This is a genomic window from Prochlorococcus marinus str. MIT 0918 (assembly GCF_027359415.1).
GTDB classification, from domain to species: Bacteria; Cyanobacteriota; Cyanobacteriia; order PCC-6307; family Cyanobiaceae; genus Prochlorococcus_E; species Prochlorococcus_E marinus_C.
The window spans coordinates 1,728,994-1,754,615 of sequence record NZ_CP114780.1; the positions used below are offsets into that span (position 1 = coordinate 1,728,994).

General features: G+C 35.1%; 27 protein-coding genes. 12 read left to right on the top strand and 15 right to left on the bottom strand.

The genetic code is table 11. The features are described 5' to 3' along the window. Together argB and O5636_RS09385 are read right to left on the bottom strand one after the other, a co-directional pair. Entirely contained in the window at positions 1-915 is a 915-nt protein-coding gene (gene argB / locus O5636_RS09380; RefSeq protein WP_269622523.1) for an acetylglutamate kinase, read from the bottom strand. Between the two features lie 5 nt (positions 916-920). Further along, entirely contained in the window at positions 921-1,475 is a 555-nt protein-coding gene (locus tag O5636_RS09385; RefSeq protein ID WP_269622524.1) for a DUF2854 domain-containing protein, read from the bottom strand. A gap of 52 nt (positions 1,476-1,527) precedes the next feature. On the opposite strand from O5636_RS09385, the gene O5636_RS09390 reads away from it, so the two are divergent. Beyond that, positions 1,528-1,713 carry a hypothetical protein gene (locus O5636_RS09390; protein ID WP_269622525.1) on the top strand — a complete coding sequence of 62 codons (186 nt, stop codon included), beginning with the start codon at positions 1,528-1,530 and terminating at the stop codon, positions 1,711-1,713. A 16-nt stretch (positions 1,714-1,729) separates the two neighbouring features. Here the strand turns inward: O5636_RS09390 and O5636_RS09395 are convergent, their stop codons facing one another. Further along, positions 1,730-2,194 (bottom strand): single-stranded DNA-binding protein, encoded by a 465-nt coding sequence (locus O5636_RS09395; RefSeq protein ID WP_269622526.1) that lies wholly within the window; start codon positions 2,192-2,194, stop codon positions 1,730-1,732. A gap of 35 nt (positions 2,195-2,229) precedes the next feature. Here O5636_RS09395 and cobK point away from each other — a divergent pair, with 35 nt between their 5' ends. Next, on the top strand, positions 2,230-3,021 hold the full coding sequence (cobK, locus tag O5636_RS09400) for a precorrin-6A reductase (protein ID WP_269622527.1): 792 nt from the start codon (positions 2,230-2,232) through the stop codon (positions 3,019-3,021). A gap of 35 nt (positions 3,022-3,056) precedes the next feature. Beyond that, positions 3,057-3,383, top strand: a complete 327-nt coding sequence (gene cutA / locus O5636_RS09405) for a divalent-cation tolerance protein CutA (protein ID WP_269622528.1) — start codon at positions 3,057-3,059, stop codon at positions 3,381-3,383. A 7-nt stretch (positions 3,384-3,390) separates the two neighbouring features. Here the strand turns inward: cutA and O5636_RS09410 are convergent, their stop codons facing one another. The 4 genes from O5636_RS09410 to O5636_RS09425 all read right to left on the bottom strand — a co-directional run bounded on the left by O5636_RS09410 (position 3,391) and on the right by O5636_RS09425 (position 8,119). After that, complete coding sequence (locus O5636_RS09410) at positions 3,391-4,380, bottom strand: adenosine kinase (protein WP_269622529.1); 990 nt, start codon at positions 4,378-4,380, stop codon at positions 3,391-3,393. 59 nt (positions 4,381-4,439) lie between these two features. Next, on the bottom strand, positions 4,440-5,753 hold the full coding sequence (locus tag O5636_RS09415) for an adenylosuccinate synthase (RefSeq protein ID WP_269622530.1): 1,314 nt from the start codon (positions 5,751-5,753) through the stop codon (positions 4,440-4,442). 85 nt (positions 5,754-5,838) lie between these two features. Next, positions 5,839-6,312 (bottom strand): photosystem II protein Psb27, encoded by a 474-nt coding sequence (psb27, locus tag O5636_RS09420; RefSeq protein ID WP_269622531.1) that lies wholly within the window; start codon positions 6,310-6,312, stop codon positions 5,839-5,841. Between the two features lie 10 nt (positions 6,313-6,322). Beyond that, positions 6,323-8,119: a proline--tRNA ligase gene (locus tag O5636_RS09425; RefSeq protein ID WP_269622532.1), complete on the bottom strand. Its 1,797-nt coding sequence runs from the start codon at positions 8,117-8,119 to the stop codon at positions 6,323-6,325. A 152-nt stretch (positions 8,120-8,271) separates the two neighbouring features. Between O5636_RS09425 and O5636_RS09430 the strand changes: the two genes are divergently transcribed. The 3 genes from O5636_RS09430 (at position 8,272) to O5636_RS09440 (ending at position 9,908) form a co-directional block, all read left to right on the top strand. Continuing rightward, positions 8,272-8,688, top strand: coding sequence for a resolvase (locus tag O5636_RS09430; protein WP_269622533.1), 417 nt, complete (start codon positions 8,272-8,274; stop codon positions 8,686-8,688). Positions 8,689-8,963: 275 nt separating this feature from the next. Beyond that, positions 8,964-9,485 (top strand): inorganic diphosphatase, encoded by a 522-nt coding sequence (locus tag O5636_RS09435; protein ID WP_269622534.1) that lies wholly within the window; start codon positions 8,964-8,966, stop codon positions 9,483-9,485. A 54-nt stretch (positions 9,486-9,539) separates the two neighbouring features. Beyond that, positions 9,540-9,908: a Spx/MgsR family RNA polymerase-binding regulatory protein gene (locus O5636_RS09440; RefSeq protein ID WP_269622535.1), complete on the top strand. Its 369-nt coding sequence runs from the start codon at positions 9,540-9,542 to the stop codon at positions 9,906-9,908. Here O5636_RS09440 and O5636_RS09445 read toward each other — a convergent pair. Further along, entirely contained in the window at positions 9,880-11,367 is a 1,488-nt protein-coding gene (locus tag O5636_RS09445; protein WP_269622536.1) for a hypothetical protein, read from the bottom strand. The genes O5636_RS09440 and O5636_RS09445 overlap by 29 nt on opposite strands. A 59-nt stretch (positions 11,368-11,426) precedes the next feature. Between O5636_RS09445 and lepB the strand changes: the two genes are divergently transcribed. Further along, a complete protein-coding gene (lepB, locus tag O5636_RS09450) occupies positions 11,427-12,170 on the top strand; it encodes a signal peptidase I (protein WP_332299707.1) in 744 nt (247 codons plus the stop codon). Here the strand turns inward: lepB and O5636_RS09455 are convergent. Beyond that, positions 12,136-13,425 carry a dihydroorotase gene (locus O5636_RS09455; protein ID WP_269622537.1) on the bottom strand — a complete coding sequence of 430 codons (1,290 nt, stop codon included), beginning with the start codon at positions 13,423-13,425 and terminating at the stop codon, positions 12,136-12,138. The genes lepB and O5636_RS09455 overlap by 35 nt on opposite strands. 4 nt (positions 13,426-13,429) lie before the next feature. Continuing rightward, entirely contained in the window at positions 13,430-14,758 is a 1,329-nt protein-coding gene (locus tag O5636_RS09460) for a 2-carboxy-D-arabinitol-1-phosphatase (protein WP_269622538.1), read from the bottom strand. Between the two features lie 109 nt (positions 14,759-14,867). Between O5636_RS09460 and O5636_RS09465 the strand changes: the two genes are divergently transcribed. The 4 genes from O5636_RS09465 (at position 14,868) to O5636_RS09480 (ending at position 19,659) form a co-directional block, all read left to right on the top strand. Continuing rightward, on the top strand, positions 14,868-16,226 hold the full coding sequence (locus O5636_RS09465; protein WP_269622539.1) for a CPBP family intramembrane glutamic endopeptidase: 1,359 nt from the start codon (positions 14,868-14,870) through the stop codon (positions 16,224-16,226). A gap of 81 nt (positions 16,227-16,307) precedes the next feature. After that, a complete protein-coding gene (locus O5636_RS09470; RefSeq protein ID WP_269622540.1) occupies positions 16,308-16,769 on the top strand; it encodes a hypothetical protein in 462 nt (153 codons plus the stop codon). Positions 16,770-16,772: 3 nt separating this feature from the next. Beyond that, positions 16,773-18,575, top strand: a complete 1,803-nt coding sequence (locus O5636_RS09475) for a peptidoglycan D,D-transpeptidase FtsI family protein (RefSeq protein WP_269622541.1) — start codon at positions 16,773-16,775, stop codon at positions 18,573-18,575. A 76-nt stretch (positions 18,576-18,651) separates the two neighbouring features. After that, positions 18,652-19,659, top strand: a complete 1,008-nt coding sequence (locus O5636_RS09480) for a transaldolase (protein WP_269622542.1) — start codon at positions 18,652-18,654, stop codon at positions 19,657-19,659. Between the two features lie 19 nt (positions 19,660-19,678). Here O5636_RS09480 and O5636_RS09485 read toward each other — a convergent pair whose 3' ends face one another. The 5 genes from O5636_RS09485 to O5636_RS09505 form a co-directional block, all read right to left on the bottom strand. Beyond that, on the bottom strand, positions 19,679-20,806 hold the full coding sequence (locus O5636_RS09485) for an NAD(P)/FAD-dependent oxidoreductase (RefSeq protein WP_269622543.1): 1,128 nt from the start codon (positions 20,804-20,806) through the stop codon (positions 19,679-19,681). Continuing rightward, positions 20,803-21,351, bottom strand: coding sequence for a ribosome recycling factor (frr, locus tag O5636_RS09490; RefSeq protein ID WP_269622544.1), 549 nt, complete (start codon positions 21,349-21,351; stop codon positions 20,803-20,805). Before frr ends, O5636_RS09485 begins: the two co-directional genes overlap by 4 nt. A 45-nt stretch (positions 21,352-21,396) precedes the next feature. Continuing rightward, on the bottom strand, positions 21,397-22,110 hold the full coding sequence (pyrH, locus tag O5636_RS09495; protein WP_269622545.1) for a UMP kinase: 714 nt from the start codon (positions 22,108-22,110) through the stop codon (positions 21,397-21,399). A 271-nt stretch (positions 22,111-22,381) separates the two neighbouring features. Next, positions 22,382-23,074: a cob(I)yrinic acid a,c-diamide adenosyltransferase gene (gene cobO, locus O5636_RS09500; protein WP_269622546.1), complete on the bottom strand. Its 693-nt coding sequence runs from the start codon at positions 23,072-23,074 to the stop codon at positions 22,382-22,384. A 22-nt stretch (positions 23,075-23,096) separates the two neighbouring features. Then, complete coding sequence (locus O5636_RS09505) at positions 23,097-24,257, bottom strand: site-specific integrase (protein WP_269622547.1); 1,161 nt, start codon at positions 24,255-24,257, stop codon at positions 23,097-23,099. Between the two features lie 73 nt (positions 24,258-24,330). Here O5636_RS09505 and hemH point away from each other — a divergent pair, with 73 nt between their 5' ends. After that, positions 24,331-25,506 (top strand): ferrochelatase, encoded by a 1,176-nt coding sequence (gene hemH / locus O5636_RS09510; protein WP_269622548.1) that lies wholly within the window; start codon positions 24,331-24,333, stop codon positions 25,504-25,506. Positions 25,507-25,622: the final 116 nt, after the last annotated feature.

The following is a 25,622-nucleotide window of genomic DNA, read 5'->3' on the forward strand; positions in this document are numbered from 1 at the left end:
TTAACCCCGTCCAATAATCATTGTACCTATGCCTTTGTCAGTGAATAATTCTAAAAGGAGGGCATGTGAAATGCGGCCATCGATAATATGTGCAGCAGAAACCCCTTGAGCTAAGGCTCGAATACAACATTTGGTCTTTGGCATCATGCCACCTTTTACAATTTCGTTTTCTATAAGCTTTCGTGCTTCTGATAGACGTATCTGCTGAATAAGTGTATTGGAGTCGTTCTCTTTTTCTAAAATACCAGGAGTATCTGTTAATAAAATCAATTTTTCAGCTCCAATGGCAGCTGCTATTTCCCCAGCAACAGTATCTGCATTGATGTTGTAGTTGGTTCCGACTTCAGAGGAAGCAACACTAGAGATCACGGGTATATAGCCTTTATCTATAAGAGGTTCAATAACTTCTGGGTTGACTCTTGCAACTTCTCCAACTAATCCATGACTCCCATCGCCCAATGGACGTGCCTCAATTAACCTTCCATCAATTCCACACAGTCCTACTGAGGAAGCTCCTAATTTATTTATTCCATTAACTATTTGCTTATTTACTCTTCCTACAAGAACCATTTCGACAATATCCATTGTTGCTGAATCAGTAACTCGTAATCCATCACGGAATTGACTATTGATTTTTAGTTTGCTGAGCCATTGATTTATTTCTGGTCCGCCTCCATGAATAATTATTGGATGAGCTCCTACTGTTGACAATAATGCAATATCTCTAAAAACAGCTTCTTTTAGCTTTTCATTCTTCATTGCCGCACCGCCGTATTTGATTACAATTCGACGGCCTGAAAACTTTTGTATATAAGGCAATGCTTCGCTTAGTACAGAGACTCTTATAGAGTCTTGATCGCAATGACTAGTCTGTATTGATTTTTTTGTGTCTGAAGAATAATTATTTAATATCATTTGTTTTAGTCATTGTCGGTTGTATTTGTAATTGGAAGAAGTTCAAGGATTATTTCTTCAGGGTTAGGAGCAGTGATACTTGCTTTTAAATTACTTGCAAAGAATCTGCCTAAACGATCTTTTTTTTCTTCCCATTTCTCTATAGGAACACCACAAAACAAAAATGTCATTCGAATACCAAATTTTTGATTTTTTTCTATTAATTCAATTTCCCGCAGCTGTGGAGGTTTGTTTTCATCCCAAAGCTTTAATGCCTGAAGGGATGTTTCAAGATGAGCTCTTTGTCCATAGCGGAATCTTGTAACGTCGCCAATTAGGTTAGAAAGCTCTTTGGGTCCTTTTAAATTTAATTTGTTTAAGTCTGATTTTTGTATGGAACTTTTAGCAGGAGGTATCTCAGAATTTTTCAAGGCTAACCCGATTAGTAAAATAGGCACACCATAGAAAAAAGTAGGAACGCTTAAGTTTGCCGCATCATTGAAATAGGAAATAAGTCCTATAATTGCAAGGATTCCACCTGTTATGGAAATTAGACTTGCAGGTGACGGAAGTTTGTTCATTTTAGTAATTTGGGCTTGTTAGGGCTTAAATTTTGTTTAGAGAGAAACATTGATGGCATCACCAGATAAACAATCTATTGATTTGCATGAGCTTATAGCTCTTTTGGATAATGATAGGGCTTTGTTATTAGAAAAGATTGATAAAGGTTGCTGGCCTGAACTTAGGCATGATTTGGCTGCTTTAGAAAGGGAGCTTGGTCACTTTCTTGCCGCATCAACTAATCAATTTGGGAGTTAATTATCAGAAAGTTGTTTTAAAAAGGAATGTCATCAGTATCAGGTATTAGAGGTGATGCATTCCACGTAACAGCCTCGTTAGGTTGAGTTGTTGTTGAAGTTTTTTCAGAAGAGTTAGGGCCTTTAGGTGAATTGGAAGTTGTGGACTCTAAATTGGGATTTTGCTCTGATGGATTAGATGAGTTATCTGAATGAATTTTTGAAACAGTAAATTCTGCTTTTTTTTCTTTTGTCCCATCTTGTCTAGGGACAGTATTCATTCTTAATCGGCCTTCAAGAATAATCTTTTCACCAACTTTAACGTTGTTTTGCAGAGTCTGAGCTTGGTTCCCCCAACCTATAGCTTTTATAGAACCTCTTGGATCATCTGCCCTAAGCCCTTCGAAGCTAACTTCCATTTCTGCAATGGGAGTTTGACTGTCCTGCGTGTAACGAATGGTCGGGGCAGTCTTGACCATTACTTCTAATAAGCAGTGATTCATTTTTCTTTCAATCTGTGAGAGTTATCTTGATACACATGAGGAGAAATTGCCACCAACATATTTGGTTGTTATCTGGAACAGGTGAAGGCCCTTTGATAGCAAAAGCTTTAATTTCTAAAGGTTGGAAAGTGAGTGTAAGCGTTGTGACTGTCCAGGCTTCTCAGTCATATGCCCATTTACCTTTGGAATCGCTATGGATAGGCGCTTTGGATGGACCTGATGGTATCCGTTTACTCCTGGCAAAAACTAAGGAAAAAAAACAGGGATTTGATGTAATTATTGATGCTACGCATCCATTCGCAGCGGTAATAAGTTCTAATCTCAAGACAGTTTGCCAAGAATTGAATCAGCCTTTAATTCGTTTTGAACGCTCTTGTCGAACTAGCTCAAAAGCCTTTTTAATTAAAACTTACGAAGAATTACTTAATTTTGATTTATCTGGGAAAAGAATTTTATTTGCAATTGGATCAAGATCTCTACCAGAGGCTATTAATTTAGCTTCTCAAGGAGGCGCAACTGTTTTTGCAAGGGTTTTGCCAACTGTTGAAGGATTGACTAAAGCCTTGGCATGTGAATTGCCTGAAAGTCATATAGCAGTGCTTAAACCACTTTTAGGTAAAACTATTGGTGAATTTGAATCAGGGCTATGCAGAAATTGGGAGATAACCGGTGTGGTTGCTAGGCAGTCTGAAGGGCAGACACAGATGGTTTGGCAAAATATTGCTAAAGAACAAAAACTTGATTTATGGTTGATTTCACGTCCAAGAGTGTCGAAAGAAGTTAGTGTATTTCATACTATTTCTGAAATGTTTGAGTATTTAAGATAAGTGTTTAATTTTAAAGTAATTAATAATTTTCCCCTGTGATTTTTAATGAGAATGATCTGCTATTGGTTTTAACTAATGAAAGTAATGATAAGAATGCTAAGCAATTAGCGGAAGTTATTTTAAAAAAAAAATTAGCTGCTTGCATAACTTTTTCTAATATAAGTTCTATTTATTGGTGGAAAGATAAATTAGTAAATGGAGATGAAGTTCAGTTACTTATCAAGACAAGGTTAGACCTAATTCATAAGGTAAATGACTTAATAAAAAAGTTCCATAGCTATGAAGTTCCAGAGATTATTTATTTGAATGCTTGTGCTAGTAAGGAATATAAAGAATGGTTATATGAAATGACTTTCAAATAATATTTAGCTAGCAATATTTTTTTATTAAATCACTAAGAGATGCTTCTGATCTAGGACCAAATTGTGTAACTATATGACCTGAACAAATTGCTCCAAGTTGTCCACATGCTTGTAAGTCTTTATTGTTTGTATAACCATAAAGAAAGCCACTAGCATACAAATCTCCTGCACCTGTTGTATCTATTGCCTTGCCGAGATTATAAGAATCTATAAAATAAGTATTGTTTTTTTCAATAATAACAGAGCCCTCCTTTCCTCTTGTTAATACGGCTATTTTACATTTGGGTCTAATTATTTCCATTGCCGCCTTGAAATCTTCTGATTCGTATAGTGAAATAATTTCAGATTCGTTTGCAAAAATAATATCAACATGATTTTCTATTAAACGTTTAAAACTTTCTCTATGACGTTCAATGCAAAAAGAATCAGAAAGTGATAATGCTACTTTGCCCCCATAGTCTTTACATTCCTTTGCGGATATTTCTAAAGCACTTTTGGCTGAACTTTGATCCCAAAGATACCCTTCTAAATATAAGATTTTTGTTTCCCTTACTAAAGATAGATCTAAGTCTTTAGTGTCTAGAAAAACCGATGCACCAAGATATGTGCACATTGTTCTTTCAGCATCAGGGGTAACATAAATAAGGCATCTAGCTGTTGAAGGCCCATCTTTAATAATTGGAGTATTAAATAATACTCCAGTAGAACGAATATCATGCATAAATATATTCCCAAGTTGATCTTCTCTAACCCTTCCAATAAAACCAGTTTTAATTCCTAATTTAGATAGTCCTGCAATTGTATTAGCTGCAGACCCACCAGAGGTTTCTATCCCTGCTCCACTTTTAGAATAAAGATATTCTGCTTCGGTTTCATTGATTAGTTTCATATTGCCTTTTGGCAATGAGTTTTCTAAAAGAAATGAATCTTCTGTCTTGATAAGAATGTCTACGATTGCATTCCCAATTCCAACTACATCATATTTTTTAGTTTTCATTGTGATTAATTAATATAGAGGGTTAAATCTTATGATCATTAGAAATATATTGAATAACTTTAACTTCCTAATAATGCACGCTTAGGTCCATGTATGGGGTCTTCTACTACTATAGTTTGTTCTCGATTTGCTCCTAAGGAAACGATAGCTATAGGAACTTCCATTAGCTCTGCAAGAAACCTTAAGTAAGACATTGCTGCTTCAGGAAGATCATCCAAATTCTTACAATTAGCTGTTGAAGATTTCCAGCCAGGTAGTGTTTCAAATATTGGTTTGCATTTGCTAAAGTCTTCTGAACTGCTAGGGAAATAATCAATCTTTTTACCATTAAGTTCATAAGATGTGCAAACTTTAATTTCTTCAAGTTCATCAAGTACATCTAATTTCGTAATAGCAAGGCAATCTAGTCCATTGACCTCTACGGCATATTTACCAATAACCCCATCAAACCATCCACATCTTCTTCTTCTTCCAGTTGTTGTTCCATACTCACCGCCTTTATCGCATAACTGATCATTGATTTTCCCACTAAGTTCGGTTGGGAATGGGCCCTCACCCACTCTAGTTGTATAAGCTTTAGCAACGCCTATTACTCTATCAATAAGTGTTGGGCCTACTCCTGCACCTATGCATGCACCTCCGGAAACAGGATTGGAGGAGGTTACAAATGGGTAAGTCCCATGATCAAGGTCTAAAAGAGTTCCTTGGGCTCCTTCAAACAGAATATTGTTTTTTCTCCTTGATGCTTGATGAATTATTCTCGTGCAATCAACAACGTGAGGCTCTAGAAGTTTTCCGAATCCGAGATATTCTTTGATAATTAGTTCTTTGTCGAGAGTTTCTCTACCATAAATCTTTTTAAGTAAAGCATTGTTTTCTTTTAAAGGTATATCTATTGATTCTCTGAGCTTAGTTTCATCAAGTAAATCTATAACTCTTATTCCACTCCTTTGTGCTTTGTCAGCATAAGTAGGCCCAATCCCTCTGCCAGTAGTTCCTATCTTTTTTGCACCTCTTCGTTCCTCCATTGCCATATCAATTAAACGATGATATGGCATGGTCACATGTGCTGTTGAAGCTAGTTTTAGACCTGAGATATCAATATTATTTTCTTTCAACATTGAGATTTCTTCAAGCATCACTTTTGGATCGACAACTGTTCCAGAACCTATTAAGCAAATGGTATCTGGATAAAGGATTCCTGAAGGAATCAAATGAAGCTTAAGGACCTTGTCTTCAACAACAATGGTATGACCAGCATTGACGCCTCCTTGATATCTAACAACAACATCAGCAGAGCGACTTAGAAGATCGGTGATTTTACCTTTCCCTTCATCACCCCACTGAGCACCTATGACGACAACGTTTGCCAATGAAATTACGGTACGAAACCGTTTAAATCCAGAGTTTACAACAATTTTCGATTTTTATGGTTAAGTCAATTAAATGACTTAAAAGTTACGTTTGAATTTCTTTTACTACTGTTTTCTCAGCTCTTGATAGTTCTTTATTTAGACGCTCTTTTAACTTCTCTGGTAAAGGTCTGTTAGAAAATGTTTTGTAATGGCCTGCCATTGAGTTCAAGGCAGTTTGCATTGTCGTAAAAGATGAGGAACTATTGACCTGAGGTCGATTCCTATATCTCGAGATATAAGCGGTAATTAACCCTAGTGCTTGATCCTTAGCCTCTAACTGCTTGTCTACATCTTCAGTTGGCAAAGCAATTGTCTCTTTTAGAGTTTGAGCTACTGAGACTGTATCTTTGACAAAGTCACCTGACATAGAAGGCTTTTCAGCTGTGACAGTCTGTCCAAAAGGATGTAAGACAATCAAGAGACCTATTAAAAGAGAGAATGAAACTCTTATGAACTTTTGGAAGTACTGAGAAAGGCTTTCATACATGTTGTATTTAGTAAGTAAATCTAGTTTCATAGAGAGTAAGTCAAAATCGATTTTTTTGCTGATGAATTTCTTTGATTAATTGTGAAATCGCTTCTTCATAATTGAGTACTTGTGAAGCCTTATTAGCTCTATTGATTAATTCCACCTTCTCTGAAGCTGAGTCCCTCCCTGCAATTATTTTCCATGGTATACCTATCAAATCTGCATCTTTGAATTTTACACCTGCTCTTTCATCCCTATCATCTATTATCACGTCAATACCCTGTTTCATAAGCTTCAGATATATACTTTCACCTAATTTTCTTTGATTATCGTCCTTCATATTTGCTATTAATACAATTGCTTCAAAGGGAGCAATTGTTATGGGCCATATAATCCCTGAGTCGTCATGATTCTGTTCTACAGAAGCTTGAGCGAGCCTTGATATTCCTATTCCATAGCATCCCATCCAGAAAGGTTCTTCAAACCCAGATTCATTTGTAAAAGTAGCTTCAATTGATGAAGAATATTTACGACCTAATTGAAATATATGCCCTATTTCAATACCTCTTTTTTGTGTAAGTTTCTGTGTTGAATCATGAATACATTTGTCTCCTGCCATTGCTTTTCTAATGTCAACTCCATGAGGCTTTCCTCCAAGAGATAACCATGTAGCAAATGCTCTATGGTAATCAGTTTTATTTGATCCACAAACAAAAGACTCTAAATCTAGCGCTGTATGATCTGCTAATCTAATAAACTTTTTATTCCATTTAATTGCTGTTTTTAAACAAGAGTCATCCAAGTCTGGGCCTATATAACCAAAAGGTATTTCACTTATCCCTTCAGAATCCAAATCTTCTTTAGAAGTGGCTGTGAGTTTAAGTAAAGATTTATTTAGATGTTGACTTATTGCATTGCTGAGCTTTACTTCATTAACCTCCTGATCAGCTCTAATACTTATTAGTATTGGTTGTTTTATATTGCCTTCTAAAGTAGCTATGAAAATAATTACTTTTACTATTTGAGTCTGATCAAAAGAGTTATTTTTACAAAGATCTTCTATTGTTTTTTGATCTTTTGTTTCTATAAGCTTAGAATTACTAAGTCTAAGCTTTTGAGCTTCATTTGGATGAGATATAGCCTTTTCTTGATTGGCAGCATATTTTTTATCTGGACTTACTAATATAAGATCTTCACCTGCCTCTGCTGTAACCATAAACTCTCTTGATTCTGCCCCGCCAATGGCACCACTATCAGCATCTACAGCTACTATTTCAAGACCACATCGTTTAAAAATCTTTTCATAAGCATTATTCATCTCTTGATATGTATTTTTCAGATCTAACTCATTTGAATGAAACGAATAAGCGTCTTTCATTATAAATTCTCTGCTTCTCATTAGGCCAAACCTTGGCCTAATTTCATCTCTAAATTTAGTTTGAATTTGATAAAGGTTTGCAGGAAGTTGTTTATAAGATTGCAAAATATCCCCTGCTATTTTTGTAATTACTTCTTCATGAGTTGGTGCAAGGCCAAGTTCTCTATTTTGCCTATCTTTAAGATTAAACATTATGCCTTCACCAGCTGTGTAGCTATCCCATCTACCAGTTTTTTGCCATAACTCTGCAGGATGTAATTGTGGTAAAAGTGTTTGGAGACACCCCCTGTCATCTAATTCTTCTTGGACAATTGAAGTAATCTTCTTAATTACTCTCCACATTAATGGCATATAAGCATATATCCCTGAAGTAACACGCTTGATAAATCCGCTTCTGACAAGCAGTTGATGTGAAACTATTTCGGCGTCGGCGGGTGTATCCCGCAGCGTCACCAGCAACAGGCGGGAGACGCGCATAGAGATTCTCCTTTGATATGAATACTTAGAGACTAACAATAATCTCCCTCGTGGCTTCCAATTACAAAACTGTCATGACCATAGGATTGTCTGTAGAACTCTTTTGATGGATCTGCTATTTTCTGACAAGGTTTTATGGTTTTAGTAGAAATATGTTTAGGGGGGAATTAGATTCTTCGTCATTCAAGTCTTCTTCTGACTATTCAGGTGTGGATACAGAAGCATCATCTTTCAACTCAGCCCAAGACTCTCTTGTTGGCATAGATGAGGTCCAAAAATCATTGAATCGATCTAGAGCCTCTGTCTATAGATATACAAATACTGACCCACGTAATCTTAACCCTCCTTTTAATCCGAGAAAGCTAAACCCTGAATTCAGAAGTGATCAAAAAGACCCGCTTTTGTTCCACTCCAACGAAGTGGCTAGGTTTGCCAAAGACATTCTTAGAATAAAAGAGGTTAATGTAGAAGTGCTTAATTCTCCATCTACTGCGACTCAGGAGGTTTTGCTATTAATTCTTGATGAATTAAAGTCTATAAGAATTAAGCTAGATGGGTTGAATAAATAATCTGAAAAGATTTACAAATAACCTTTATTTTTTAGATTGATTAATAAATTGTAGAGAATTATTCATAGTCGCATTAAATTAATCCTAATATTTTTGTAAATTATATTTTTCTATTAATAATTTAATTTTGCCTTATTTAATTTTTTAAGAAGATCGCTTATCCTTTTAACCTAAGACAATAGCTTTTGATATTATGGAATTTAAATCCCCATTGATTTTTATTGTTTTCTTAAGGAAAATTAACTTAATTAATTGTTCTACAGTCATAACAAACAATGGATTTAAACCCTTTATCACCTGCTCCTTCTGCTGGATTAGTCAATTTAGTAGTAGAAATACCTGCTGGTAGTAGGAATAAATACGAATACTTCGCAGAAGCAGGAATCATGGCTCTAGATCGAGTTCTTCATTCATCGGTTCGTTATCCATTTGATTATGGCTTTATTCCAAATACTCTTGCTGAAGATGGTGCCCCTTTAGATGCAATGGTTATTATGCAAGAGCCAACATTTGCTGGTTGTTTAATTAAAGCCAGACCTATTGGCCTATTAGATATGCATGATGAAGGTGCTTATGATGGCAAGTTATTATGTGTGCCTGTTGCAGATCCACGTCAGAAAGATATTACTAGTATTCGCCAAATTGCCCCCAATCAACTTGAAGATGTAGCAGAATTCTTTAGAACTTATAAGAGCTTAGAAGGTAGAGTTGTATTGATTGATGGTTGGCGTGATCATGATGCGGTAGAAGATCTATTAAAAGAATGTATCAAGGCAAAAAAAAATAAGTCTAAATGAATAATTATTCTATAATTTTTAGAAATTAGTATATATTTGCGTTAGTTCTTCTTTATGGCTAATCAAGTGTTAATTAAAGTTTATAGTTATTCCCTTTGTGGAAGTTGTAAAAAAGCATTGAGTTGGCTTAGCCAAAATGGTATTGCTTATGAGATAATAGATATAATTAAATGTCCTCCTCCTTCAAGTCTTATTAAGGAAGGAGTAAAGCAATTGGGTGATAGAAAGTATCTATTAAATACTAGTGGTAAAAGTTATAGAAATATTGGGGCACAATTAATTAAACGAATGAAAGATAGTGAGGTGATTGAATTGCTTTCAAAAGATAGCAAGTTGATTAAAAGACCTTTTGTTGTAAATACTAATGGTGAAATAATAGTTGGATTTAATGAATCTAAGTGGGAAAGTTTCTTTTTGAATTAAAGTCATCTAATTCACTAATTACTTTATTCATACTGTCTTGACTTGTGAATTCATTAAGACTTAGTAATTTAAACTCTTCAAGTATTGAAGTTAGAAGGAATTGACTATTTTTTAATAAAGTATCGTCTTCTAATGATGAAGCAATCTCCTCCCAGAAACGATCTATTACTTTAAGAGCTAGAGCTTCAAGCACTATGTCTTTTTTAGAAATCTCAGTACCTGTATTTTTTGACCATTCAATTATTGTATCTACTAAGCTTGAGGCCATTTGTATACTTATTGTTGACTCTGCAATCTCAATGATTTTATTATTTTTTAGTACTTTGGGGAAGGAATTATTTTCAAGACTTCTTTGAATAGCATGTTCAAATAATGATATTAATTGAGGGCGCATATTAGGGCCTATCTTTTTGAGAAGTAATGGAACCCATATCCTTATAAAATCTGATATCTCAGAGGTCTCTTTCTTCTGAATAGATTGATAACTACATAGACCTCTAATTTTTTCTGGAAGAATAGGAGATCTAATTATATTTTGTATTGAATCAATTGTCCTAAAAGTTAGAATTTCTATTATTTCAATAGCTACTAATGCTACTACCCACTGACTTATAACCGCCCTAATTGGTTCGAATTGTATTAATTTAGCTTTTGATATTCTTTCTGTTATTGGGATTAATCTTAATAGCCTCATAAATGGTAAAAGAAGAGGTAAGTCAATCCATCTTTTTAAGATTGCATTGCTAAGTTTAATTTTTGGAAATTTACGCTTTGTTTTATATATAGATAGGATTATATCTATTAAGAAAAGAATTTGGAAAGGAAAGTCTATTTTCCATGATGACTGCATATAGGTTCCATTTTGATTAATTATTCTTGAATAATTTGTTCTAATTAAAGGTAGTATCTCTGTTTCCCAAAAGAGTAACTCAGATTTTAGCTGATCATTAGAAATATAATTTTTACTCAGTAATTTCTTGATTCCAATTATGTAGTTTGATTCTTCTGATCTTTCATATAGATGAGTTTTTATTGTTTCTACTTTGTTAACACTATCAGGCAATCGACTGGGCAATGATTTTAGTAAATCAATTGTAGAAGACTCATACTGCTTCAACAATTGCTGTACTAAATTGCTTTCTGTGCGGTCTCCATTTTTTATTTCTTTACTAAGGGCTTTGAAAATAATCTGATTTTCCTTGCTCTTTTCATCAGTCTTTATCCCCTTGATTTTGTCATAAGCATCAGTAATGTTAGGAATCCATTTTAAAGATATTGATGAGGAATTAGTTATATAAATACTTCTATTTAGCCAAAAACTCCTTAAAGGAATGTAGCTAATGTCAAAAAGAATCCAACCAAGATTGATAATTGCAATGAAAGCTAGAAGCTTTTCCCAGACTTTCCAGGACACACTCTCAGACTCCTGATTTCTTTCTTGCCAACGTGGTATAGCCATAATTATGTAAAGTCCCTTTTAACTTAGATAGATCTAAAATATGTGACTATGGTAAGTAATTGAATTCATTAATAACGTTGGCTGACTTTTCTAAAGATAAGAATTTAAGAACAAATTCATCTCTTCAGAGTAAGAAGATTAGCTTATGGGCTTCTTTTTGGGAATTGTTTGGGCCCATATTCTTTGCATTGTCTTTATATGCAGGAGTAAAGCAATTTATTGCTGAAGCACGATATATCCCTTCAGGATCAATGTTGCCTACTCTTCAAATTAATGATCGGCTTATTATAGAGAAGCTTACTTATTTAAGCCGAACTCCTCAACGTGGGGAAATCGTTGTATTTAATTCTCCTCATTCCTTTAATGAGAGTTTGATAGCAGATCGAGCTAGTCCTCTTCCTTCAACTCTTAAGTGTGCTGTAGTTAGTTTTCCTCTTTTTAACCTCATACCAGGGATAGTTGACAAAGCCTGTTATGCATATATAAAACGTGTTGTTGCTGTTGGTGGTGATGATGTTGTTATTAATTCTCAAGGGCGCGTGTTTATAAACAATGAATTTGTTAATGAGCCATATGTGACGAATTACTGTTCCTCGGAAAATACTAATTTTATGAACTGTCGCTTTCTAAGAACAAAAGTTCCTCTTGGGCATGTTTTGGTTTTAGGAGACAATAGATCTAATAGTTGGGATGGGAGGTATTGGCCAGGGAATAAGTTTTTACCTGAAGAACAGATTTTAGGTAGGGCGGTTTTGAGGTTTTGGCCTATTAATAGGATTGGGAACCTGAATCAAATTCAATGAGCCCACAATCAATAATTTTCCCTGTAATTTGCTTTCCTTTAAAGGGTTGATTAGAAGAATATGGTTCTCCCCAATGGCTTTGTCTATCAGATGTTTGCTCCCACTTCCCTTGTGGATCAAAACAAAGCCAACGATAACTTTCAGTGCTTAATGTTTCAGGAGCTAGTCCCAATAGTTTAGATGGGCCGAAACTAATTGCTTCCCATAATTGTTCAACAGTCCATTGAGACTTTTCTACTAATTCATGCCACAAACAAGGAAGTACTAGGTTATGCCCACTTAAACCTGGCCTTCTCTCACCAGTAGGCTTTAATGTCTCAAGTTCATCTAATGGGGTTCCAGTTACAGATACACCCGTTAAGATTCTTTCTTGAAGTGCTTCGATAAGTTTTTTTCTATCATTAGCATTCCCCAGAGAAGGTAATACTTTTATACCTAATTCTGTTGAAGAGACTTTTGTTTGGTCTGCTATAAGATGCCACCAGCATACGCTAGCCATTGGTCGTGGATTACTATGTTTTAAAGCCGAAATTCCAGCAGCAGTAGATAAGTTCATTAACCTTATCGATGCTTCAGGATGTTGTTTTTGTAATGCCAATAAAAGATTTAATGGAATGATTTCACTATCTGTAGGGTCTTGCTGCAAACCTGAACGAAGCGCCTCAACTCCTTCTCTCACAATCCCATCCCCCTGAATGGATGGATCTCTTGGTGCTATTAGAAGAGGCTTATCTTTTAATTCAGCTAGTAAAAGTCCTTTTTTTAATAAATCTATAGGTATGATGAAGTCGTTATCAGCTAAACCAATAGCACCATTATTAAGTAGATCTTGATGTGAAGATAATACTTTTCCTTCGCCTTTCAAGCTAAAGCCACCCCAAAGATGAATGAAAACATTTCCCTGAGGATTTAATAGTCCTTGTAAATGTTCAGCAAGGTCTCTCCACAGTATGCTTTTGGGAAGAAGCGCAATTTGTCCGTAACCAGCATATGCCGCTTTCCTTCGCAAACTTGATAATGTCTCTATGTTGCTATTGAAGTGATTCTCTAGAAAAGAATGAGGATCTACTAAACAAGGTGCAAAAATCCAACTTTGTGCATTAGTTCTTTTTATATTTAATTTTTTGGCTAAATTACGCGCATCTTCCCCAAAGGATTTTATTTTCCTATTGGTAATTAAGACGGCATCATTAACTAACTTTTTGTCAGGACCGTAAAGGATTTGAATAGGGTCAAATAGATATGAATTAGACATGAATTTATAGTGCTCCTTGAGCTGTCTTGTCAATTACACCTCCTAAGTGGGAGGTGATATTTAGAGATGTGATTACGTCAAGATCATCTTGTGTTGCTTTTAAGTCGATTATTGTAATGCCACCATTCCCTTGCTTGATTTTCCATATATCTGAAGTTGAAAGCCCAAGGAGGTTGCAAATAATTGTTTTGTTGACTGCATCATGAGCGACAACAAGAGCAGTTTCATGAGGCGAAAGCTTCTTACAAATAAGCTTCCAACTTTTCATGGCTCTCTTGGACACTTCTTCTATGTTCTCCCCTTGAGGCATTTGAACTTTTTGTGGAGATTGTTTCCACTTGGTTAATAAGTCATTCCAATTTAAAGAGATTTCAGACTCTAACTTGCCTTCCCACAGTCCATGGCCAATTTCAATAAGTCCTTTTTGTTCTTGAATTGTAATTGGGGGATGATTTCTTAAAATGATTTGTGCCGTTTCAATTGGCCTTGACATAGAGCTACAAAAAACCTGGTCAAAAACTATGTCCTCTAAAAAATTACCTGCCGATATAGCCTGTTGCTTACCTTTCTCATTGAGTGGGACATCTATTTGTCCTTGAAATCGACCTGCTTTATTCCAATCTGTTTCTCCATGCCTAACAAGAATAATTCGAGCGGAATTCCCTTTTGGAGATAGTTTTTGTTCAAGGTGCGCTGTATTATTTAGAGTTTGTATTTGAACATCATATTCATTATTTTTATAAGAGTTTATATTGAAAATCGAGATTGATGAATTATCTAATTTGATTCTTCTATATCCAATATTTGGTTTGTTTAATATCTTTAATATTAAAGAACGAAGAATTGCATTATGTGCAACTATAACTATGTTCTTATCTTCATCTTGATTATATTTTTCATATAGATTCTGCAAGAAATTTTCTGATTGGTGCATTAATTCTTCAATAGGCTTATAGCTATTTCCATTTTCATTTTGAAGAGTAAGTTCATTAGGAGAATCTTTCCAGGTTAAATATAGATCAGGAAATTTTTCTTTGACTTCATGAACTGTTAGTCCACTCCATGGACCTAAGTCTACCTCTAGCAAATCATTATCAAAAACAGTGGTGATCTGGGGATGATGCTTTGATAATTCTTTTGTTGTATCTGCTGCTCGTTTAAGTGGTGAACTGTAAATTGCGTCAATATTTAAATCTTTTAATGCCAACCCAGTTTTTGCAGCTTGGAGAATTCCTTTCTCTGTAAGCGTTGAGAGATCATTTCGTCCTTGTATCCGTTTTTCAAGGTTATAGGTACTTAACCCATGGCGAATTAATAGAAGGCGTAAGGTCATTGGCAGAGGTTTTTTACGAATTCATACTATGGATACCCTCTCAACCTAATCTTGATTGTGAGATGAGAGTTGTTTTGTGCTCATTTCTTTTCTTTGAGTGAATCTTCTTATGCAAAAAGCCTCTCCTGGCTGGAAAGTCTTAGTGGCTATTTTCTCACTTTTGCTAACAATTTTAGTTTGGCAACAAGGACTTCAGGAAAGTTTTGATCGACCTTCTGTTAGCCCAAAGCTTGCTTTGAATCAAAAAGAGATTGCCGTTCTTGCTTCACCGTCGTTACCTAAGACTTTTAGACCCTTGTTTGTGGGTATAGATCCTTCATTGGAACTAAAAAATACTTTGCAGGAGTTTGATGTTACTCAACTAAAAGAGAGAGAGAGACTTTTGTTGTTTGCGATTGAAGGACCGAATACAAAAGACCGCTCTCTTCTAGAAGTGGATTTCCAAGATGAGAATTTGGATTTGGTAAAAAATAAGATTTTAGAAAGTCTTGATCAGAAAAGAGACCCTCTTTTATTAGTTGATGAAATAAAATTCATTAAAAGTGATCCGTTGCTATATCAATTGTCCTGTCTTTCAGTAGGAGCTCCGTCAGATATTTGCATTGACTCAATGATCTCCCAGCGAATGGCTATTAGATTGTTTGTGAGTCAAGTCTTACCTTTATTGGCAACTTTATTAGGAATTGCTTTAGTTCTTTGGGAATTTATTCGTTTTATAGGTAGAAAAAATCATGTATGGCCTGCAATATCTTCGTTGCCTCTTTCGTTGGTTGATATGATTTTGCTTATAGCTGGAGGTTTTGTTGTTTTAGGGGAGCTTATGTCTCCTTTTATTGCTATTCCTCTTAGTGATTTCATTACTCAAGGAATTGTTAGCCCTACTAAAGAATCCTTTAAAGTTTTTGTTGGATATAGTGTGATGACATTACCTCCATTACTTATTCTTTGGCAGCAGATAAAAGCGATATCAAAACTTGAAGCTCCTTTAGATGGAGTTATGCAATGGGGACTTAATTTAATTCCGAAGTCAATTTTTCAAGCATTTAAAAGTTGGTTTATGGTCCTCCCGTTTGTTTTATTAGCAAGTTGGCTCACGACATTCTTTTTTGGAGACCCCGGAGGTAGCAATCCTTTGCTTGAAATGGTATTAAGCAATAAAAGTTTTTGGTCATTATCGATCCTTTTCGTTACAACAGTTTTTATGGCTCCTGTCTTTGAGGAATTTGTTTTCCGAGGAGTCTTTTTGCCAGTTTTAGTTAATCAAAAAGGTAAGATTTTTGCGGTAATAGTTAGTGCTTTGGTTTTTGCTTTAGCTCATTTAAGTGTTGGTGAAACACCACCACTGTTTGTTTTAGGTGTTGGTCTAGCTTTATTGCGGTTAAGTTCTGGACGCCTTTTGCCTTGTATGATTATGCATTCTTTATGGAATGGAGTTACCTTTGCAAACTTGTTGCTTTTGAGTAGTTAATATTAGATTTTTAAATTCACTTTAACTTTAACTTGCCACCTATAGTGGATAATGGTTGACTAAACTAATTGCTACAGTTAAGTGACTTATGAAAGAGGTGTTCAGTCGAAGTGGGATGGATCTAAAAAATATTCAAAAAAGGCTTTCTTTTTGTTTAAGGGTTATTTCGTTTCACGTAATATTCTAAGAAAATATCCTCTGTTGGGAAGTTTACATAGGGCTATGGATGGAGCTTTATTGGCGGTTATCTTTTTTGGAGCTTTAATGACTGGCTTGGCATTGCATTCTCAACATCTATGGACACGTAACTTCTCTCGATTACAAACTACAAGAGACTTAACGCATAGACTTGAGGAGTCAACAGCAGTTTTAGAAAGGCATTTTTTAAAAACAGTTTTTTCTCCAACTCTTATGGTGGCTACCAAGTCAAGTGATCTTATTTATATAGATAGATCTAGACAAAGGAAAATATCTAAGCGTTTGTTTAATATTTTCAGAGATAAATTTTCTGCTATTAGTTATCCAATAACTCGGGGTTTCTAAATAATGTCAGCTATAAGATTTTCAAAAGTGCAAAAAAAGATAAAAAAGCGTTTAGATGTTGCACCACTTTCTCCAATACCAACTTATAGGTTAAAACTGGCTTTTTATATTATTTGCTTAGCTCTCTTTGCTCTTTTAGGGAGGGTAGGATGGTTGCAATTAATTGAAGGTTCTACATTAGAAGCTCGGGCTCGTGATAATCAAACTAAGAAAGTTCAACCTATATCTAAAAGACTATCTATTGTAGATCGAAGGGGAAGATTAATAGCGTTGGATGAAAAAAGATATCGATTATATGCTCAGCCCTTTCGATTCAGATTTCCAGGAGATTTGCGAGGAACTATTCGTAAACCTGACGAGGTAGCTGAAAAACTTGCAGGGAAATTATTTATATCAGCAGAGAATTTATCCAGACAATTTTCTAATCAGAATTATCGGATGAAAATAGCAGAAGGTTTAAAGCCTGATGTTGCTTCTGAGATACGTGCGCTACGCATTGAGGGTTTGGACCTTGAACCATATCCACAAAGAATCTATCCACAAGATGAATTATTCTCAAATGTAGTTGGTTTTTTAGATTATGATCGTGTACCACAAGCTGGCCTAGAATTAAGCTTAAATAAAGAACTTTCTAGAAGAGAAAAAATTAGAAGTTTTAGATTTGGAAGGGATGGTACACCTTTGCCTAGTGATTTGGAGCCAGGTGTTTTTAATGCTGACAATGTGCTTTTACGGTTAACCCTTGATGCACGATTGCAGGAAGTAGCTCTTAAAGCCTTAAGAGAACAATTAATTAAATGGAATGCAGATAAGGGAGTAGCAATTGTTATGAATGTTGAGAATGGTGAGATTTTATCCTTGGCATCTACTCCTAGTTATGATCCTAATAAGTACTGGGATTATCCAGCATCTAGGTATAAGGAATGGTCTGTTCAAGAATTATTTGAACCTGGATCAACTTTTAAGCCTATTAATCTTGCTTTGGCTCTTGAAGAAGGTGTGATTAGTCCTGATGGAACAGTTTTTGATTCTGGAGTAGTAACTGTGGGAGGTTGGCCTCTAACAAATTGGGATAAAAAGCCTAATGGATTATTAGACTATGCAAAGGTTCTTGAGGTTTCTAGCAACGTTGGGATGGTAAATATTGTGCAAAAAATTAGTCCAGAGAGGTATTGGGAATGGCTTCATCAATTAGGTCTGAACAATATTCCTCAAACTGATTTGCCTGGGGCTGTACCTGGTTACATAAAAGATAAGCAAGTATTTATTAAGCAACCTATTCATCAGGCTGTTGCTTCGTATGGACAGGGATTTTCTATAACACCATTAAAGCTTGTTCAATTACATGCGCTAATTGCCAATGGAGGAAGGATGATTAGTCCACATATCAAAAAAGAATTTCTTAATGAATCAATCCAATTTCATAATCGATTTAGACAAAATGATCCAATATTGAGTCCTAATGTCACACAAACAGTTTTAAATTGGATGGAATCAGTAGTAGAAAATGGAAGTGGAAAAGGTGCCAAAATTGATAATTATCGGATAGGTGGGAAAACGGGTACAGCTGATCAAACAAAAGATGGAAAGACTTATGACTCTAAAATTTGTAGCTTTGTTGCGATTCTGCCAATAGAGCAGCCTAAGTTTGTCGTTGCTGTAGCCATAGATGGACCGAAAAAAAATCATGCTTATGGATCAACTGTTGCAGTACCTGTTGCCAGAAAAATTATTGAAAGTTTGATTGTTATTGAAAAAATACCTCCTGGGAATCCTAAAAAGAATGTTTTATCTGCTCAACGTTAAGGCTTTTAAAAAAATATATAAGGATGAAATCATAAGGAAATATCGCTAGTTTTTATATGTATGAATTGTAAGGATTATGCCTAGTCTTCTTGAGCAACTTTCTTCAATGACAGTTGTGGTTGCTGATACGGGTGATTTGGAAGCTATAAGGACTTTTAAACCAAGAGACGCAACTACCAACCCCTCTCTAATTCTTGCAGCAGCCCAATTACCTGCTTATCAGGATTTAATAGATCAATCTCTTCGGGCTTCAAGAGAAAAGGTAGGACAGCGTGCTTCTGTTAAAGAAGTGGTTGATGAGGCTTTAGATGAGATTTGTGTGATCTTTGGTAAAGAGATACTTAAAATAATTCCTGGAAGAGTATCAACGGAAGTAGATGCTCGACTTAGCTATGATAAAGATAAAACAATTGAAAAAGCAAGAAAGATCATTGCTTTATATAATCAGTTTGGAATAAATAATGATCGTATTTTAATCAAGATTGCATCAACTTGGGAGGGGATTAAGGCCGCTGAGATTTTGGAGAAAGAAGGAATTCATTGTAATTTAACGCTCTTATTTGGTTTCTCTCAAGCTGTTGCATGTGCAGAAGCCGAAGTAACACTTATTTCACCATTTGTTGGTCGAATTCTTGATTGGTATAAGGCAGAAACTGGTTTGCAATCTTATCCTGGCCCAGAGGATCCTGGTGTAATATCAGTAACTAAGATATTCAATTATTATAAGCTTCATAACTATAAAACTGAGGTTATGGGAGCAAGTTTTAGAAATGTTGATGAGATTATTGAATTATCTGGATGTGATTTATTAACTATCTCTCCCAAGCTTTTAGATGAGATGTCTAAGACCGAGGCTATTTTAATAAAGAAATTGGATTCATCAAAACCAATAAATTCAATAGAGAAGTTACATCTTGATGAATTTTCTTTTAGAAAGATGCTGAAATCAGATCGCATGGCTGATGAGAAGCTAGAAGAAGGGATTGTGAATTTTTCTAAGGCAATTAAGCAACTTGAAGCTCAGTTAATTGAAAGAATTTCTTTGCTCGAGAATAAAGGATCTCCTGCTTTATCAGCTAGATAAATAAACTATTAGGATTTAATTATCTTTGTAAAAGTAATCGCTTTATTACACGTTGAGCAATATCTCCATATCCCATTTCTCCTGAAAGAATTTGGGCGATTCTTTGAGGTGCTGTAGGTCTTTTTATTCCTAGTTGATATCCAAGTTTTGGAAGTCTATAAAAAACTTGTGAAATTCTTCTTCCCCATTGCATTGAATCACCCCATTTTGATTTCATGTTTTTTGAGTAGTTGCTGAGATCTGTGGTGTCGCCTTTTAAGAAATTGTTTATTGCTTCTGCTGCTTCGCAACCACTTATTAGTGAAGGCCTAAGCCCTTCAGCAAGAAACGGATCACAGAGAGATGCAGCATCACCGACTAAAACAATTCCATTGCCATGAAGCGCACTATGTCCATTCCAAACTCGAAGTCTAGAATCTTTTCTTACCCCTGAGTTACATTCAAAACCTAGATTTGGTAGTAATTTGTCAAGAATTCTTTGGCTTTCTAGAACTTGATCTCCTATAAATGTTCCTACTCCAATATTTATAGAGTTTTTCAAAGGGAAGGCCCACGCAAATCCATGCTTAACGAGACCAAATTCAAATCTTGAAGTTCCTTCTTCTAGTAACCCTCTGCCTTCTAACCTCACAGAAGTTGTTGTGGCAAAATGGAGATTTTTAGGACCAATTTTAAATTTCTTTGGCCAAGGCGAGCTTGATCCATCTGCAATAACAATGATTTTAGCTTCAATTTGACGACCATTTGTAGAGGTGATGCGCCAAATGTTGTTTACTTTTTGTATTTTTATTGCGTCAAAAGAGTTCTCTATATTTGCCCCTTTATGAATTGCTTCTTTTGTTAAAAGCTCATCGAGTTTTTCTCTTTTGACTATCCAAAAAGGAGAAGATCCTGGCAGATTGGCAACTACAGTATCTGATAAACACCAGCTAAATTCAACTTTTTTAATTACTTCATCAACAACTTCATTTAGTGAAAAGGGGAAAAGTTTTTGAACTGAAGCAGCCATCCCCCCGCCACAAGGTCTTAAAAGATGACTTGGTTGTTTTTCTAGAATAGTTACTTGAATCCCTTTGTTGGCCAAGTGAAATGCTGTTGAAGCTCCTGAAGCCCCTGCGCCTATAACTGCAACTTCAGTAAAATTCAAACTTTTAGAATTTCTGATTCTTTTTTAGAAAGGTTTTTTTCTATTTCGTTAATAAACTTGTTAGTTAACTTTTGAACAGTTTCTTGTTGGTCATGGCTTTGATCTTTAGAGATTTCTCCTTCTTTTTCAGCAGTTTTTATTTTTTCTATAGCATCTCTTCGTATATTGCGAAGAGAGACCTTTGCTTCTTCAGCGTATTTAGAAGCTAGCTTGCAAAATTCTTTTCTTCGTTCTTCAGTCAGTGGAGGGATGTTTATTCGAATTATCTTGCCATCATTATTTGGTGTAAATCCAAGGTCACTAAGAGATATGGCTTTTTCTATTAGTGATAGAGAACTGATATCAAAGGGTTGAATAGAAATAGTTTGTGAATCGGGTGTAGAAAGAGTGGCTAATGATTTTAAGGGAGTATCTGCTCCATAATATTCAACTGTTAAACGATCTAAAAGTGATGTATTTGCTCTGCCTGTTCTTATTGTATTGAAGTTTCGTTGTGAAGCCTCAACGGATTTAATCATGTTTGCTTCTAGCTCTTTAGTAATCATTTGGTTCCTATATAGTTTTGGAGAAAAGTATAGTTTAAATAAATATTAGCGGGAATTAGCTATCCTAGAGCCTATCTTTTCTCCTGCTACTGCTTTATTAATATTGCCAGGTTCAAAAATATTAAAAACCACTATAGGGATATCATTATCTTTGCAAAGGGCAATTGCAGTACTATCCATTACACCTATTTCTTTACTGAGTACATCTTGAAAAGATAGAGTTTCATATTTAATTGCATCAGTAAATTCTTTTGGATCTTTGCTATATACACCGTCAACTTTTGTTGCTTTAAATATGACATCAGCATTAATTTCAGCAGCTCTTAACGCGGAGGTTGTATCTGTTGTAAAGAAAGGGTTCCCGCAACCTCCACCAAATACAACTACTCTTCCTTTTTCAAGATGTCTAATTGCTCTTCGACGTATATAAGGTTCAGCGATTTGTTGCATTTCTATAGCGGTCTGAACGCGTGTTTCTACCCCTGCTCTTTCCAATCCATCTTGTAATGTTATTGCATTCATTACAGTTGCAAGCATTCCTACATAATCAGCAGTTGCACGATCCATTCCTGCAGCAGACCCTTTTAGACCTCGAAATATATTTCCTCCGCCAACCACGATGGCTAATTGCGTTCCTTTTTCAACAACTTTGGAAACATCTTGTGCTATGGATTGAACAATGGCGGGATCAATTCCATATGGCTTGCTCCCCATTAGAGCTTCGCCGCTAAGTTTTAAAAGGACACGTGAGTAAGCCATTGAAAATCAATACCTAGATGACAGTAGCAAGATATCTATGATTAGCTTAAAGAGTGTATTGATTTGCTAGTCAGCATAGATCAAATTGATTTTTAATTGCTTTTTTATATTTTGAGGACAACTAAAGGGATGGAAATTTATTCAGATGAGATTTTTTTATTAATTTTTCAGGTGTAAAAGTTAAGTATGAATTTGATTATTGCCTTTATATGCTCCTCTTTAATAATAAAATGTTAATAGTTTTTTGTTACTATTATATCTAAATATAAATTCAATACTCTACTCCCTGCTGTGCTTTTACACCTTTCTCTTTGAATGGATGATGTATTAATTTCATTTCGGTTACTAAATCAGCAATCTCAATTAGCTCTGGCTTTGCATTCCTACCAGTTAATACAACATGAGTTAATGGAGGCCTTGCCCTTAGCCCTTTAATTACTTCTTCTAGCGATATATATCCCAACTTTATTGCAATGTTAATTTCATCTAGTATTACTAGTTTTTGATTTTTATTCCCAAGATAAATAAGGGCTTGTTCCCAAGCTTCCTCGCTTAATTTCTTATCGCGCTCTCTATTTTGAGTTTCCCAAGTAAAACCTTCACCCATTGCATGCCAATTAATTAAATTGTCAAATCTCTTTAAAGCCTTGGCTTCCCCTGGTTCCCATCCGCCTTTAATAAACTGAATAATTGATACATTTTCTCCATGACCTAAAGTTCTAAGTGCCATTCCTAAAGCAGCAGTAGTTTTTCCCTTGCCTTGGCCTGTGAAAACAATTATTAATCCTTTTTCAATATTTCGTTCTTGTACCCTTTTACCCTGTACTTCTTTTCGACGCTGCATTTTTTTTTGGTAATTTTCTTCATCTATTTCTTCAGATGAATAACCTCCAACCCCTAATTGATTTGACTCTTTGTCTAAATTAATTAGAACAGACTTTTTCTTGTTAGGCTCACTTTTCATAATCTATTTTGAGACTTAAGTATTAACTGAGTTTACTGCCTAAAGCCTTATCAACTGCTTGCTGTTGATCTCTTCTTGTAATCCAATGATGATATGTACGATTATGAATAGCAACTGAATGCCCCATCATTCGAGCTGAAACTGTATCTGGAAGCCCTATATGTATTGTACGTATTGCCCAAGCATGCCTTAGGTCATAAGGGGTAATAGGAAGTTTATATCTTCTAAATTGTTCAGAAACTCTTCTACCTACATTTTGCAAGGTGGTTTTAGTTAAATCAGTATTAATTTCTGGAAGCAGATTAGAATCTTCAGAAAGTTGAGTTAATTTAAATAATTTAATCCATTCTGGTGGGAATGGCCATACTTGATGCTCGCCAGTTTTTGTATTAGGGAAAACTCTTAATACTTGGTCGCTATTTTGTCTAAAGCAAGAAAGGTCACAAAAGAAAACTTCATGATTTCTAAGACCATATGTTGCCATTAATCCATAAACTAATTTCCATTTAGGATTGGGGATCAAATTATATGTTTTTTCAATAAGACTATCGGGTGGTAGTTTTCTAAATTGTGCTTTATTCATTCCATACCCATAGGCCATATCTTTCCAATTTTCAGGGAGTTTTATATCTAAAAACTTGGCAAATGCCTTAAGAGTAGTGCCACATTGTTGCCTGCTGCGACTGTTTTCTGAATAACTAGTCAAAGTCTTTATAAAGTGCTCTTGATTTATATTTCCTTGTTTTGTTTTTGCTAATGCTTTGAACCTGTATATATAGGGTTGATATGCAGAGACCCAATTAGTTTGTTGACTAGATTTTGACTTGCTTTTGAAAGTATCACAGAAGAAATGCTGTTTAAATCTCTCGGTTGCATCTTCTATATCAGAATAATTCTTTTTAAAAGAGCCTTTAGAATTTTTTGAGCCCCAATTTTTCCAGTTGAATTGATTATGTTCTATTTGTAAATATACAAGTTGGAGTAATTTTTCTGCTTGCTCAAGGCCTTCCATGGTAGAAGTTAGACCTAAACTGATTCTTTGATCTTTTTTTTTATTAGATTCATTTGGACAGGGCATTGGACCTCTCAAGCCAAGTCGATTACCACGTTTTTCTATGCGCAGTTTGATCCCTTGAGTGGCAAGTTTGTTATTGATATTAAATAGTTGACTGCTAAAGCTCATTGATTTAAATAGTTATAGCTACATTGACGTTGTTAGGCGATAAGCTCAACCCCTTTCTAGGAGTTTTTCATTAATGGCTCGTATAGGTGTCTTATTGATGAATCTTGGGGGACCTGAGAGAATTAAAGATGTAGGACCTTTTTTATATAATCTTTTTTCTGACCCAGAGATCATTAGACTTCCTATTCCATTTTTTCAAAAACCTCTTGCATGGTTAATAAGTACTCTTAGAAGTTCAAAGTCTCAAAGGGCTTACGAAGCAATTGGTGGAGGATCGCCCTTAAGAAGAATTACTGAGCAACAAGCTAGAGAATTGCAGAGCGAACTTCGCAAAAGAGGTGTTGATGCAACAAGTTACATTGCTATGCGTTATTGGCATCCTTTTACTGAATCTGCAGTCGAAGATATTAAGGCAGATGAAATTGATCAGGTTGTTGTGCTTCCCCTTTATCCACATTTTTCAATTAGTACAAGTGGTTCCAGTTTTAGAGAGTTGCGAAGGCTGAGAGAACTTGACAAGGATTTTAAAAAATTATCGATTAAATGTATTAGAAGTTGGTTCGATAACCCTGGATATATTTCCTCTATGGCTGAATTAATTCAAAGAGAGATATTGCTTTGCGAATCTCCTGAAAAAGTTCATATATGTTTTACAGCTCATGGAGTCCCAAAAAGCTATGTTGAAGAAGCTGGAGATCCTTATAAGAATGAGATTGAAGATTGCTCATTATTAATTATTGATCAACTTGAAACTTCTTTAGGGTTTAGTAATTCTTATACGCTCTCTTATCAGAGCAGAGTCGGACCAGAAGAATGGCTTCAGCCATATACAGAAAATGTTTTAGAGGATTTAGGTAATAGAAATACAAAAGAAATTGTTGTAGTACCAATTAGTTTTGTTAGTGAACATATAGAAACATTACAGGAAATTGATATTGAATACAAAGAGATAGCTCTTGATCAAGGAATAACTAATTTTAGACGTGTAAAAGCTTTGGATACCTATCCTTTATTTATAAATGGGTTGGCAGATTTGGTTATTTCTTGTTTAAAGGAGAAAAATATGAGTCTTGATGAAGCGGCTAAACTACCTGATAAAGTTAAGCTTTATCCACAAGAAAAATGGCAATGGGGCTGGAATAATAGTGCAGAAGTCTGGAATGGAAGAGTTGCAATGTTTGTTTTTATTGTGTGTTTTCTTGAATTAATCATTGGCAATGGACCCTTGCATTATTTAGGCCTGATTTGACTTAAATCTCTCTTGAATCAACTTAATCATTTAAAGAGAAATTTAAGAAACATCTTGTTTTATGATTTTAAATATTATTTCTTTAGGCAGTTTTACCATTTCCCATATAGGATTTA

Bases quoted from the DNA above. Each gene is read 5' to 3' on its own strand.
- O5636_RS09435 (WP_269622534.1), top strand. From the start codon at position 8,964: ATGGATTTAAACCCTTTATCACCTGCTCCTTCTGCTGGATTAGTCAAT.
- frr (WP_269622544.1), bottom strand. From the start codon at position 21,351: ATGATTACTAAAGAGCTAGAAGCAAACATGATTAAATCCGTTGAGGCT.
- O5636_RS09385 (WP_269622524.1), bottom strand. From the start codon at position 1,475: ATGAACAAACTTCCGTCACCTGCAAGTCTAATTTCCATAACAGGTGGA.
- O5636_RS09475 (WP_269622541.1), top strand. From the start codon at position 16,773: ATGTCAGCTATAAGATTTTCAAAAGTGCAAAAAAAGATAAAAAAGCGT.
- O5636_RS09460 (WP_269622538.1), bottom strand. From the start codon at position 14,758: ATGACCTTACGCCTTCTATTAATTCGCCATGGGTTAAGTACCTATAAC.
- O5636_RS09455 (WP_269622537.1), bottom strand. From the start codon at position 13,425: ATGTCTAATTCATATCTATTTGACCCTATTCAAATCCTTTACGGTCCT.
- pyrH (WP_269622545.1), bottom strand. From the start codon at position 22,110: ATGGCTTACTCACGTGTCCTTTTAAAACTTAGCGGCGAAGCTCTAATG.
- O5636_RS09505 (WP_269622547.1), bottom strand. From the start codon at position 24,257: ATGAGCTTTAGCAGTCAACTATTTAATATCAATAACAAACTTGCCACT.
- psb27 (WP_269622531.1), bottom strand. From the start codon at position 6,312: ATGAAACTAGATTTACTTACTAAATACAACATGTATGAAAGCCTTTCT.
- O5636_RS09480 (WP_269622542.1), top strand. From the start codon at position 18,652: ATGCCTAGTCTTCTTGAGCAACTTTCTTCAATGACAGTTGTGGTTGCT.
- hemH (WP_269622548.1), top strand. From the start codon at position 24,331: ATGGCTCGTATAGGTGTCTTATTGATGAATCTTGGGGGACCTGAGAGA.
- argB (WP_269622523.1), bottom strand. From the start codon at position 915: ATGATATTAAATAATTATTCTTCAGACACAAAAAAATCAATACAGACT.
- O5636_RS09430 (WP_269622533.1), top strand. From the start codon at position 8,272: ATGTTTAGGGGGGAATTAGATTCTTCGTCATTCAAGTCTTCTTCTGAC.
- O5636_RS09410 (WP_269622529.1), bottom strand. From the start codon at position 4,380: ATGAAAACTAAAAAATATGATGTAGTTGGAATTGGGAATGCAATCGTA.
- O5636_RS09465 (WP_269622539.1), top strand. From the start codon at position 14,868: ATGCAAAAAGCCTCTCCTGGCTGGAAAGTCTTAGTGGCTATTTTCTCA.
- O5636_RS09425 (WP_269622532.1), bottom strand. From the start codon at position 8,119: ATGCGCGTCTCCCGCCTGTTGCTGGTGACGCTGCGGGATACACCCGCC.
- O5636_RS09395 (WP_269622526.1), bottom strand. From the start codon at position 2,194: ATGAATCACTGCTTATTAGAAGTAATGGTCAAGACTGCCCCGACCATT.
- O5636_RS09445 (WP_269622536.1), bottom strand. From the start codon at position 11,367: ATGGCTATACCACGTTGGCAAGAAAGAAATCAGGAGTCTGAGAGTGTG.
- cobO (WP_269622546.1), bottom strand. From the start codon at position 23,074: ATGAAAAGTGAGCCTAACAAGAAAAAGTCTGTTCTAATTAATTTAGAC.
- O5636_RS09440 (WP_269622535.1), top strand. From the start codon at position 9,540: ATGGCTAATCAAGTGTTAATTAAAGTTTATAGTTATTCCCTTTGTGGA.
- cobK (WP_269622527.1), top strand. From the start codon at position 2,230: ATGAGGAGAAATTGCCACCAACATATTTGGTTGTTATCTGGAACAGGT.
- O5636_RS09390 (WP_269622525.1), top strand. From the start codon at position 1,528: ATGGCATCACCAGATAAACAATCTATTGATTTGCATGAGCTTATAGCT.